The 11935-nt window shown below is 47.7% G+C and carries 9 protein-coding genes; 5 read left to right on the top strand and 4 right to left on the bottom strand.

Annotated features, from left to right (window positions below):
* Positions 1-131: 131 nt before the first annotated feature.
* Entirely contained in the window at positions 132-1916 is a 1785-nt protein-coding gene (aspS, locus tag SDE_RS04800) for an aspartate--tRNA ligase (RefSeq protein ID WP_011467396.1), read from the bottom strand.
* A gap of 74 nt (positions 1917-1990) precedes the next feature.
* Positions 1991-2227: an FmdB family zinc ribbon protein gene (locus SDE_RS04795; protein WP_011467395.1), complete on the bottom strand. Its 237-nt coding sequence runs from the start codon at positions 2225-2227 to the stop codon at positions 1991-1993.
* A 524-nt stretch (positions 2228-2751) separates the two neighbouring features.
* On the opposite strand from SDE_RS04795, the gene SDE_RS04790 reads away from it, so the two are divergent.
* Positions 2752-3159, top strand: a complete 408-nt coding sequence (locus SDE_RS04790; RefSeq protein WP_011467394.1) for an HU family DNA-binding protein — start codon at positions 2752-2754, stop codon at positions 3157-3159.
* 71 nt (positions 3160-3230) lie between these two features.
* Here the strand turns inward: SDE_RS04790 and SDE_RS04785 are convergent, their stop codons facing one another.
* Positions 3231-3698, bottom strand: a complete 468-nt coding sequence (locus SDE_RS04785) for an HIT domain-containing protein (protein WP_011467393.1) — start codon at positions 3696-3698, stop codon at positions 3231-3233.
* A gap of 147 nt (positions 3699-3845) precedes the next feature.
* On the opposite strand from SDE_RS04785, the gene SDE_RS04780 reads away from it, so the two are divergent.
* From SDE_RS04780 to SDE_RS04765, 4 genes are all read left to right on the top strand, one after another.
* Positions 3846-5573, top strand: a complete 1728-nt coding sequence (locus SDE_RS04780) for a proline--tRNA ligase (RefSeq protein WP_011467392.1) — start codon at positions 3846-3848, stop codon at positions 5571-5573.
* Between the two features lie 52 nt (positions 5574-5625).
* A complete protein-coding gene (locus SDE_RS04775; RefSeq protein WP_011467391.1) occupies positions 5626-6153 on the top strand; it encodes a lytic transglycosylase domain-containing protein in 528 nt (175 codons plus the stop codon).
* Between the two features lie 407 nt (positions 6154-6560).
* The gene (locus SDE_RS04770) at positions 6561-8177 is read left to right on the top strand and encodes an MFS transporter (RefSeq protein WP_011467390.1); all 1617 of its coding nucleotides are present in this window, start codon (positions 6561-6563) and stop codon (positions 8175-8177) included.
* Between the two features lie 110 nt (positions 8178-8287).
* Positions 8288-10654: a GH36-type glycosyl hydrolase domain-containing protein gene (locus SDE_RS04765; protein WP_011467389.1), complete on the top strand. Its 2367-nt coding sequence runs from the start codon at positions 8288-8290 to the stop codon at positions 10652-10654.
* Between the two features lie 108 nt (positions 10655-10762).
* Here SDE_RS04765 and SDE_RS04760 read toward each other — a convergent pair whose 3' ends face one another.
* Positions 10763-11797 carry a LacI family DNA-binding transcriptional regulator gene (locus SDE_RS04760; protein ID WP_041324249.1) on the bottom strand — a complete coding sequence of 345 codons (1035 nt, stop codon included), beginning with the start codon at positions 11795-11797 and terminating at the stop codon, positions 10763-10765.
* Positions 11798-11935 lie beyond the last annotated feature (138 nt).

The raw sequence follows: 11935 nt of genomic DNA, 5'->3' as shown, positions 1-11935 counted from the left end.
AAATAAAACTATAAATAATGATAGAAACAAAAAAGGGAAGCCGCTTTTACACGGCTTCCCTTTACTAGTACACACTTCTATTTGTGAGCACGTTTACTTGTGCATTTTAGTTGCGCTGCTGGAAGCTAACCTTAGCCTTGCTCTTTAGGCTGCGCTACAACAGGACGCAAACGGATATGCAATTCTTCCAACTGTTTTTTATCTACCGCACCAGGTGCGTCAGTCATTACACATGCCGCCGACTGTGTTTTAGGGAAGGCAATAACATCACGTATAGAAGACGCACCGGTCATCAACATGATTAAGCGATCCAAACCAAACGCCAAACCGCCATGGGGAGGCGCACCGTACTTCAATGCATCCAACAGGAAGCCAAACTTTTCGCGCTGCTCTTCTTCACCTATACCCAACACACGGAATACTTCCTGCTGCATGGATTGATCGTGAATACGAATAGAACCACCGCCCAACTCGGTACCATTCAGTACCATGTCGTATGCGCGAGAAAGCGCTGTTGCAGGGTTAGCAGAAAGCTCTTCAGGAGAACAAGAAGGCGCTGTAAAAGGATGGTGCAACGCGGTTAACGAACCATCTTCCAACTCTTCAAACATTGGAAAATCCACAACCCAAAGCGGTGCCCACTCACAGGTGTAAAGGTTCAAATCTTTACCCAATTCACAGCGCAACGCACCTAAAGCCTCGGTAACCACTTTAGCGGAGTCGGCGCCAAAGAAAATTAGATCGCCATTTTCTACTTCTAAACGGTCAAGCAATGCTTGCAATACATCTTGCGGTAAGAACTTAACAATTGGCGACTGCAAACCACCTTCAAGGTCGGTCTTGTCGTTAACTTTAATGTAAGCCAAACCTTTTGCACCGTAGATACTAACAAACTTGGTGTAAGCATCTATTTTCTTGCGAGGAATCTCACCGCCACCAGGTACTTTCATTGCAGTAACACGCCCTTTCGGGTCGCTGGCTGGGCCAGAGAATACTTTGAAATCTACCGATGCCATTAAATCTTTAATTTCCACCATTTCTAGTGGTATACGCATATCAGGCTTATCTGAGCCGTATTTTTCCATTGCTTCTGCGTAAGGCATGCGCGGAAACTCACCCAACTCGACACCTTTTAGCTCGCGGAATAACTTGCTGATCATCCCCTCGGTAACCGACATAATTTGCTCTTCATCCATAAATGAAGTTTCAATATCGATTTGAGTAAATTCTGGCTGACGATCTGCACGCAAATCTTCATCGCGGAAACACTTGGCGATTTGGTAGTAACGGTCAAAACCAGACACCATTAACAACTGCTTAAATAATTGTGGCGACTGAGGAAGCGCAAAGAACTTGCCATCGTGGGTGCGCGAAGGCACCAAATAATCGCGCGCACCTTCTGGTGTTGCGCGCGTAAGAATAGGTGTTTCGATATCTAAAAAGTCGTTATCGTCTAAATAGTTACGAATAGCGTTGGTTACTTTAGAGCGGAATTTTAAACGCTGCTGCATAGCATCGCGACGCAAATCCAAATAGCGGTACTTTAAGCGTACATCTTCACCAACATTGGTGTGCTCATCCAACTGAAACGGCGGCGTTTCAGCTGAGTTCAAAATCTCTAAATCGGTGCCGTATACTTCAATTTGACCAGTGGCCATATTGGCGTTAACAGTGGCCTCGCTGCGAGCGCGAACCTTACCGGTTACGCGCAGCACATATTCTGGGCGGACCTTATCGGCCAAGGCAAATTTATCTGCGGCATCGGGGTCGAAAACCACTTGCACAATACCTTCCCTATCGCGCAGGTCGATAAAAATCACACCACCGTGATCGCGACGACGGTCCACCCAACCACATAGGGTAATTTCTTGATCAATATTTGACGTATTCACTACGCCACAGTAAACACTGCGCATTGCCATTTCCTACTTGTAAATTGTATGTACTCCAACGGCACCGAATGGGCCAGAGGAAAATATAGCTGCCGATTCTAGTCGAATGACTTGCTTGAGCCACCACCATCGCCAGCGATGTTTTTCTTTTTGCCAGACTTAAAGTCTGTTTCATACCAACCGCCACCTTTCAAGCGAAAGCCAGCCGCTGATATTTTTTTAACCAACGCGTTTTTGTTGCACTGCGGACAAACCACTAGAGGCTCATCGCTCATTTTTTGTAGCGCTTCCATTTCGTGCTCGCACGCATCGCACTTGTATTCATAAATAGGCATAAGATAACAATCTCTCTACTTAAACCACTAAACCTATAGCTTATTAACAAGCTGCCAAAGAAAACGGCACTTAAAACAGGTGCAAAACACCTCTTCACGTAACGCCATCCACCCCTGAGCACTGTGCCCAAAGAAAAATGGCGGGCATTATACCCCAGCTATGGCGCCACATGAAGCAATCGTCCGCACACTAATTAACCGCCGATTTAGCCGCTATATGGCCCCAACCGCTCACATTTCAATACCAGCCGTAAATTAACAACTCACTCACAACCATTAAAAAGGAACAAAAAACCAACAACGCAAAGCAAAAAACTCAAAAAAGCACTGTTTTTATAGCTTTTTTCGCGTTTTTGGGTTGCCGCACGCACCCGAATCCACTATATATACGGGCAAGCGAAATAATATAAAAATTGCTTCGCGTTTGGGCACCGGCGTTACTGTAAAGGTAATGCAGGTATAGACCCCCTCGGGGCATCTATCTATATCAATAAAGAATTCATCTTAATTAGAGGTCAATATCCATGGCTGCACGTAAAACCCCAGCTACAAAAGCTCCTGCGAAAAAGGCTCCAGCCAAAAAAGCTGTTGCTAAAGCAGCTCCAGAGAAAAAAATCACTGCGGTTAAAGAGCGCTACTCTAAAACTCAAATGTTGACGCAAATAGCTGAGAATACCGAGCTAACCAAAAAGCAAGTGCAGTCTGTATTAGACGAGTTGACCGACATTATTGAAGGTCACGTTAAGAAGCGCGCTTGTGGCGAGTTTGTTATGCCAGGCTTGTTCAAAATTCTTACAGTTAAAAAGCCTGCTCGCAAAGCCCGCAAAGGTATTAACCCATTTACTGGCGAAGAGACTACTTTTGCTGCTAAACCTGCTAGCATCCAAGTTAAAATTCGCCCACTGAAAAAATTAAAGGAAATGGCTGAGTAATCTCACTCCTTTAAGATATTTACCTAAAACCCCGCTTTTGCGGGGTTTTTTTATATCTAAATACGCTCTTACTAAGGCGTATAACCGGGGTTTACATTACTATCTGGGCTCATTGCACCCGCAGCCTCAAAACCTTCACCAACTAGTGAAGACTGCAACCGCTGCAAACGCTCTTCCATTACGCCCTCGGTATAAACCGCCGGCGGTTTCGCCCCCCAAACAGCAGCAGGCCAGCAGGCATCGGTTTTGTACCTTGCCACATGATGCAAGTGTAATTGCGGCACCAAGTTACCTAGCTCAGCAATATTCATAGTATCGGGGGCAAAAATGCTGGTCATCACCTCGCTTAGGTGGGACGACTCTTTAATAAGCTGAATTTGGTCTACCTCGGACAAATGATGTATTTCGTTCATATTTGAGCGTTTCGGCACCAATATACACCAAGGGTAGTTCGCATCTTTATGTAACAGCACTAAGGACAGGTTAAACTGGCCTACAATCACGGTGTCTTGCTTAAGTTGTGGATGCAATTCGAACATAACTATTCCTCAAATGAGTTCACCGCCTTAGAATACGCCGCTATAGCGCAATAATGAAACCCGCCTGCAAATAAATGCGGCAAGAGCATACTAATACAGTATAAACCTACTCGGGGACTGTTTCCCCGCTAGCAACCAAGGACCACCATGAGAGCCAGTAAGTACCTAATTGCCACCTACAAAGAAACCCCAGCAGACGCAGAAGTAATAAGCCACCAGCTAATGCTTCGCGCAGGCCTAATTCGCAAACTCGCATCGGGCCTATATAACTGGCTGCCCGCAGGCTTACGCGTGTTGCGCAAAGTAGAAACCATCGTGCGCGAAGAAATGGACCGCGCCGGCGCCCAAGAGGTATTAATGCCTGTAGTGCAACCTGCAGAGCTGTGGGAAGAGTCTGGTCGCTGGCAACAATACGGGCCAGAGCTACTGCGCATTAACGACCGCCACGACCGCGCGTTTTGCCTTGGCCCAACCCACGAAGAAGTCATCACCGACTTAATTCGCAACGAATTAAAGAGCTACAAACAGCTGCCCGCCAACTTTTACCAAATTCAAACCAAGTTTCGCGATGAAGTTCGCCCACGCTTTGGGGTAATGCGCGCACGTGAATTTCTAATGAAAGATGCATACTCGTTCCACGCATCGCAAGAGTGCCTGCAAGAAACCTACGACATTATGCACGCAGCCTACTGCAAAATATTCGATCGCATTGGCTTAGATTACCGCCCCGTGCTTGCAGATACAGGCTCTATTGGCGGTACTGGCTCACACGAATTTCACGTATTGGCAGACAGCGGCGAAGACGATATCGCCTTCAGCACCGAAAGTAACTTTGCAGCCAACGTAGAGCTTGCCGAAGCCCTAGCACCGGCCAAGCAAACTGCAGAGCCTTTACCGCGCGAAGAAGTTGCAACACCCAACGTAAAAACGATTGAAGATGTTGCCAAACTATTAGATGTACCCACTACCCAAACCGTTAAAACACTAATCGTAAAAGGGGTAGAAAACGAAGACGGCAAACACACTCTGGTTGCCTTGGTATTGCGCGGCGACCACGCACTTAATGACATTAAAGCAATTAAGTTAGCGCACGTTGCCAACCCACTAGAATTTGCAGACGAAAGCGGCATTAAAGCCGCCGTTGGCGCAGAAGTAGGTTCGCTAGGCCCCATTGGCCTATCCATGCCAGTATATGTAGACCGAGCCGCAGCAGCATTGGTTAACTTTGTGTGCGGCGCCAATAAGGATGGCTACCATTACACCAACGCCAACTGGAGCGATGCCGCCGAACATAAAGTTGTCGATATACGCAATGTGGTTATTGGCGACCCAAGCCCCTGCGGCAAGGGCACTATTGATATCAAACGCGGTATCGAAGTGGGCCACATATTCCAGTTGGGCACCAAATACTCCGAAGCCATGAAAGCCAGCGTGCTGGATGAAAACGGCAAAGACAAAACCATGATTATGGGCTGTTACGGTATTGGTGTTTCTCGTATTGTTGCCTCTGCCATTGAGCAGAACTACGATGACAACGGTATTATTTGGCCAGATGCCATTGCCCCCTTCCACGTGGCAATTGTGCCTATCAACATGCAAAAGTCTGAAGCCGTAGCGCAAAAGTGTGAAGAGCTTTACGCACAACTAAATCAACTTGGTTATGATGTGCTGCTAATGGATGAACCCAAAGCGCGCTTAGGCGGCATGCTTGCCGACACAGAGCTAATGGGTATTCCACACCGAATTGTTGTGGGCGACAGAGGCCTAGAAAAAGGCCAGCTTGAATACAAATGTCGCCGCGACAGCGACAGCCAAGACATTGCCGTAGATGACATTATTGAATTTATTAACAATGCTGTTAAAACCGGCAAATAACCCCCTTCGCCGAGCACGCTGGCCCCGCCTTTGGCTGGGGCCTTTGCTCGCAATGCTCCTTCCCTTTTGCCACTCCTGTCTGGCGGAAGAAATTGACCCCGAGCTTAAAGCCAAACTCATGCAAGCGGTTGCCGAAGCAGATAGCTTTGTGGATGAGTTTGATGCGCAAGTTTGGCTAATGCAAAAATCAGCGGTATTGGAGCGCTTTGTAAAAGACCCCGATGACCGATTATTCCTGCTACGCCACATTCACCGCGAAGCAAAGCGAGCCGACCTACCGCCCGAGTTTGTATTAGCGGTTATTCAAGTAGAAAGCCATTTTGACCAATTTGCACTTTCGCGCGTAGGCGCGCGCGGCTTAATGCAAATAATGCCCTTTTGGAAAAACGAAATTGGTAGAGAAACCGACAACCTAATGCACATAGAAACCAACCTGCGCTATGGCTGTACCATACTTAAACACTACTTAGAACGCGCAAACGGCAACTGGGCCGAAGCGTTGGCGCGCTACAACGGCAGCTATGGCAAAATATGGTATGCAGAAAAGGTTATGGTAGCCTGGCAAAAAAACTGGCGTTAACCTTGAGCCTTGAGCCCTACGCGACACCACATAAAAAATAGGGAGCGAATGCTCCCCCGAAAAGAGTAGCCGACGGGCTAATGCCGGCTCACCACTACGAACTCTGTACTATTTACCTCACCTAAAACCCACCAAATACAACAATAGGCACGTATAAAGACTACCTGAGCACCACCTTGTGCACAAGTATATATCTATAACTATTGTAAGCGCCTTCACCCTACACTCACCTACAAAAACCGCACAAAAAGCTCAATACAGCGCCACACCAAGCCAGCACTGGCCCCGCACGCAATAAGCCTTACAACACGACACCCGCGTAGACCAACTGGATTTTAAACGCCCGCAACGATATGATAGCGCTACCATAAAAATGCACACAGAATAATAACCAGAGGTACGCACTAATGGCGCAAGATAGAACGGGGACAATTAGCTTAAAAGAGAAAATTGGCTACGGCTTTGGCGATGCCGCATCTAATTTTTATTGGGCTATTATCGGCTCTTACTTGGTGTTCTTTTACACCGATATTTTTGGTATTTCGGCCAAATCCGTCGCCATCATGATGGTCGTTACCAAGCTTATAGATGCCTGTACAGACCCAGCCATAGGGGCAATAGCAGATAGAACGAACACCCGCTGGGGCAAGTTCCGGCCTTACTTATTGTTTGGCGCCCTACCCATGGCCGGTGCTGCAGTGCTCACCATGAGCACACCAGATTTAGGCGATACAGGTAAATTAGTATGGGCCTATATTACCTACACCCTAATGATGCTTACCTACACCATTTTGAACTTGCCATACTCATCGTTAGCAGGGGTGATAACCGCAAACACAGCAGAGCGAAACTCATTATTTAGCATTCGCTTCTTTTGCGCCTATTTCACCAGTATTATCGTTGGTGCCGCCACCCCAGATCTCGCCGCGTATTTTGGCCAAGGCGACGACGCCAAAGGCTGGCAAATGACCATGATGCTTTACGCCTGCGTTGCAACAATTCTGTTTTGGATAACCTTTGCCTCAACCAAAGAGCGCGTGAGCCCACCTGTTGGACAAAAAACCAACCCCATCGACGATATAAAAGACCTGCTTAAAAACCGCGCATGGGTAGTACTATTCGCACTCGCGCTAATCATAATGGTTACCATTGTATTGCGCGGCAGCTCTGCACCTTATTACTTCAAATACTTTGTAGAGCGCCCAGACCTTATGGGCAGCTTTATTGGTTTACAAATGGCAGCCTACGCTGTGGGCGCCTTGTCCTACCCATTTCTATTGCGTCGCATAGGCGACAAAGCAAAACTGCTAACCATTTTGATGGCCACGGTTGGTGTGCTTTGTATTGTTTTTGCCTTTATTCCAAAGCCCACCTCTAACGGCGTAGTTACAATCACCCAAGACGAGGCAATTACCTTAGACGCTGCAGAATTACTGGGCGAAGCACATAAAGATGGCGACAGCTACCAGTGGACATACAACGAAAAAGTATTTTGGATTATTAAAAACCGCGTTGCCTACCCAGAAACAGGCCCAACACTTAGCTTAGAAACCGCTAAGAGCGAAGCCATAAGCGTTATAAAAACAAGTAAGGATGCGAATGGCGCTGTAACCGTTATAGATAGCGCCAGCATGCCAATCGAAATTTATATTATGTTTATTTTGAACATTTTAATTAGCTTGGCGCTCGGCCCTAAATCGCCGCTTACTTGGTCTATGCTGGCCGATGCCGCAGATTACAACGAGTGGAAAACTGGACGCCGCGCCACGGGCATGACTTTCTCTGCCGCAAGCTTTTCGCAAAAAATGGGCGGCATGGTAGGCAGCGTAGCAATCGGCGCAGTGCTCGCCTCGATTGGTTACACCGCCAACGAAGCGCAATCCGACGGCTCGCAAACCGGTATTGTTATTTTACAAACCGCCGCCCCTGGTGTGTTTGCTTTTGTGGCCATTTTCGCACTGCGTTTTTACAACTTAACTGGCAACAAAATTGAGCAAATACAAAAAGAGCTCGCCGAAAGATAAACAAAAAATTACGCGCTAAACATACACATCGGCCGCCCTTGGTGGCCGATGCTTCGTATTCAATCAAGTAGATACATCTAATTTCTTCACCGCAGTATTGGGGTACCACCATGTTAAAAGCCATTAACAACGGCGAACGCTATCAACTCACTAGCCCTACCGCTATGCCGCAAAGCGCATCGTTTTTATGGAATAAAAAAATGATGATACAAGTAAATTGCCGCGGCTACGCCGTTGCGCAATTTATGCAGCCAGAACCAGCCAAATACGCTTACGCACCCAATCTGGAAGCAAAAACATTTATGCAACCAGAGCAACCCTATTACGCGCATCACCCCGGGCGCTTTTTCTATATAAAAGATGAAGAGACAGGCGAGATTTTTTCGGCACCCTACGAGCCTGTGCGCAGCCAGCTGAACAACTTTAGCTTTAACGCAGGCAAGAGCGATATAAGCTGGCATATTGCCGCTTTAGGCATTGAAGTAGAGCTATGTCTTAGCCTGCCGGTGGACGATGTAGTAGAATTGTGGGAACTAAAAATAAAAAACGGCGGCGCGCAACCTCGTAAACTCAGTATTTACCCGTACTTTCCTGTGGGTTACATGTCGTGGATGAATCAATCTGGTGACTACAGCCAAACCGCCGGCGGCATTATTGCCAGCTGCGTAACGCCTTATCAAAAAGTCGCCGACTACTTTAAGAATAAAGACTTTAAAGATAAAACGTTCTTTCTTCACGAAACCGCCCCAGCAGCATGGGAAGTAAACCAGAAAAACTTCGAAGGCGAAGGCGGGTTGCACAACCCCAACGCCATACAACAAGAAACGCTGGGCTGCGGCAACGCATTGTACGAAACGCCCACAGCGGTATTGCAATACCGCCGCGAACTTGCAGCGCAAGAGCAGCAAACCTTTCGCTTTATTTTTGGCCCAGCATTTGACGAGAGCGAAGCCATTGCACTGCGCAATAAGTATTTATCTGCCGAAGGTTTTGCCAAAGCAAAAAGCGAATACCAAACCTATATAACGAGCGGCAAAGGCTGCTTGCAAATTAACACCCCAGACCCAGAACTAAACAACTTTGTAAACCACTGGCTACCGCGCCAAGTGTTTTATCACGGCGATGTAAACCGGTTAACCACCGACCCGCAAACGCGCAATTATATTCAAGACAATATGGGCATGAGCTACATTAAGCCCAACATTACGCGGCAGGCGTTTTTACATGCCTTAAGCCAGCAGGAAGAAAGCGGTGCAATGCCCGACGGCATTTTATTGCTTGAAGGCGCCGAGCTTAAATACATAAACCAAATACCCCATACCGATCACTGCGTTTGGCTGCCGGTGTGTATGCAAGCCTATTTGGATGAAACCAATGACTACGCCCTATTAGACGAAATAGTACCCTATGCGAGTGGCGAGAAGCGCGAAACTGTTGAGCAACATATGCATCACGCTATGCGCTGGCTTTTGCAAGCACGCGACGAACGCGGCCTAAGCTTTATCGCACAGGGCGACTGGTGCGACCCCATGAACATGGTGGGCTACAAGGGCAAAGGGGTATCCGGCTGGCTTTCAGTCGCTACCGCTTATGCATTAAACCTGTGGGCAGATGTTTGCGAACAACGGCAGCAAAACAGTTGCGCCAACGAATTTAGACAGGGCGCTAAAGATATAAACGCGGCGGTAAACAAGCATATTTGGGATGGCGAATGGTTTGGCCGCGGCATTACAGATGACGGCGTACTGTTTGGCACCAGCAAAGATAAAGAAGGCAGAATTTTTCTAAACCCACAAAGCTGGGCAATACTTGGCGGCGCCGCCGACGAACAAAAAATCCCATGCCTGCTAGACGCAGTAGAGCAACAACTGGAAACCCCTTACGGCGTAATGATGCTGGCCCCCGCGTTTACCGCCATGCGCGATGACGTAGGCCGAGTTACCCAAAAATTCCCAGGCTCTGCAGAAAACGGCTCTGTTTATAATCACGCGGCGGTGTTTTATATATTTAGCTTGTTATCCATTGGCGAGAGCGAACGCGCATATAAACTGCTACGCCAAATGCTGCCTGGGCCAGATGAAGCCGATCTTTTACAGCGCGGCCAACTGCCAGTATTCATACCTAACTATTATCGCGGCGCATACTACCAGCACCCCCGCACCGCCGGTCGCTCTAGCCAGCTCTTTAATACGGGTACAGTCTCGTGGGTTTACCGCTGCTTAATTGAAGGGGTATTCGGCTTGAAAGGCTCGCCACAAGGCTTAGTTGTACAACCGCAACTGCCTGTCGCCTGGCAAACAGCAGAAGCCGTTAGGGAATTTAGAGGCGCAACGTTTAACGTGAGCTACCGCAAAAGCAGCGATATAAAAGAAATGGAAATACAGCTAAATGAATCGGTAATAAGTGGCAACACCATCTCCGACATCACCGCCGGCGCGACCTATCAATTAACCGTTCTATTACCTGCCACACACTAACAGGCCAGCTTGTTACACCCCACAACAAAAAGCCCCGCCTATTTAGGAGGGGCTTTACAAATAAGCTATTAGCGCTTACCAGCTTTCCACTAACAACCAGCTACTAACCTACCAATGAATATCGGTGCTGGTGGATTGGCGCATTTGAATGGTGTAGCCAATGTCGATTTTTTTGTTTTCAACTTCGTTACCCGCCAACACCTTTAGCACCATTTCGGTTGCGGTTACGCCCATTTCGTAGCGCGGCACATGCACGCTCGATAAAGATGGATTGACTAATGCCGCGGTTTCAATATCGTTAAAGCCGCAAATAGCCATATCACCCGGTACGCTTATATTCATACGCTGGCACTCAAACAAAGCCCCCAACGCCAAGTCGTCGTTACAGGCAAATAGCGCATCACACACACCGTTGCTGCTAGACATAACACTGCGCAGTAACTCGCCCCCCATCGCAATAGAAGAAGGCTTAGGCGTGGTTACAATAAGGCCATCGTAATTTCTACCAGCGGTATCCATAGCCTGCTTGTACCCCAACATACGCTGTTGCGCACGCGGGTCCATTCTAGCGCCCAAAAAGCCAATGCGGTCAAAGCCGTTAGCCAATAAGCGCGTCACTAAATCGTAACCTGCTTGGCGATGAGAAAAACCTACGTTCATATCGATAGGGCTCTCTACGGTTTCCATAACCTGCACAATGGGCACGCCAGATTTAACAAGCATTTTGCGGGTGTGCTGAGTCTGATCCCCACCGGTAATAATCATGGCCTCTGGCGCCTGACTTAACAGGGTGCGCACCATGCGCTCTTCTTCCATTGGCGAATAATGGGTATCTACCAACAGCACTTGATAGCCAGCGGGGCCCGCTACATCGTAGATACCGCGCAACACATCGTTAAAAACAGCATTGGACAACGAGGGAATAACCACCCCCAACACCCCAGAGCGAGCGGAGGCTAACGCGCTTGCGGAACGGTTGGGAATATAGCCCAACTTATCGATGGCCTTTTGGACCTTATCACGCATGCTAGCGGAAACCTTATCTGGCTGATTAATTACACGCGAAACTGTGATTGCGCTAACACCAGCAGTTTCGGCCACATCCGCCAAGGTCATCCGCTTGTTTGCCACCTTATTAATCATATTAATAACCTAACTTATACATCTGAAATGTTACAAAATGAGTTGTTTGATATACGTGGCATAGAATATCACACGCCAACATGATTGCGCTACCATATTTTGAAGTGCTATGATAACGCAATCATTCACTTTTAAGAT

This window comes from Saccharophagus degradans 2-40 (assembly GCF_000013665.1).
Taxonomy (GTDB): Bacteria; Pseudomonadota; Gammaproteobacteria; order Pseudomonadales; family Cellvibrionaceae; genus Saccharophagus; species Saccharophagus degradans.
This window is presented reverse-complemented; position numbering and strand designations above follow the sequence as displayed.

What these genes read in the sequence shown, in the direction of transcription:
- SDE_RS04770 (WP_011467390.1), top strand. Translation starts at nt 6,561, where the DNA reads ATGGCGCAAGATAGAACGGGGACAATTAGCTTAAAAGAGAAAATTGGC.
- SDE_RS04760 (WP_041324249.1), bottom strand. Translation starts at nt 11,797, where the DNA reads ATGATTAATAAGGTGGCAAACAAGCGGATGACCTTGGCGGATGTGGCC.
- SDE_RS04785 (WP_011467393.1), bottom strand. Translation starts at nt 3,698, where the DNA reads ATGTTCGAATTGCATCCACAACTTAAGCAAGACACCGTGATTGTAGGC.
- aspS (WP_011467396.1), bottom strand. Translation starts at nt 1,916, where the DNA reads ATGCGCAGTGTTTACTGTGGCGTAGTGAATACGTCAAATATTGATCAA.
- SDE_RS04775 (WP_011467391.1), top strand. Translation starts at nt 5,626, where the DNA reads ATGCTCCTTCCCTTTTGCCACTCCTGTCTGGCGGAAGAAATTGACCCC.
- SDE_RS04790 (WP_011467394.1), top strand. Translation starts at nt 2,752, where the DNA reads ATGGCTGCACGTAAAACCCCAGCTACAAAAGCTCCTGCGAAAAAGGCT.
- SDE_RS04795 (WP_011467395.1), bottom strand. Translation starts at nt 2,227, where the DNA reads ATGCCTATTTATGAATACAAGTGCGATGCGTGCGAGCACGAAATGGAA.
- SDE_RS04780 (WP_011467392.1), top strand. Translation starts at nt 3,846, where the DNA reads ATGAGAGCCAGTAAGTACCTAATTGCCACCTACAAAGAAACCCCAGCA.
- SDE_RS04765 (WP_011467389.1), top strand. Translation starts at nt 8,288, where the DNA reads ATGTTAAAAGCCATTAACAACGGCGAACGCTATCAACTCACTAGCCCT.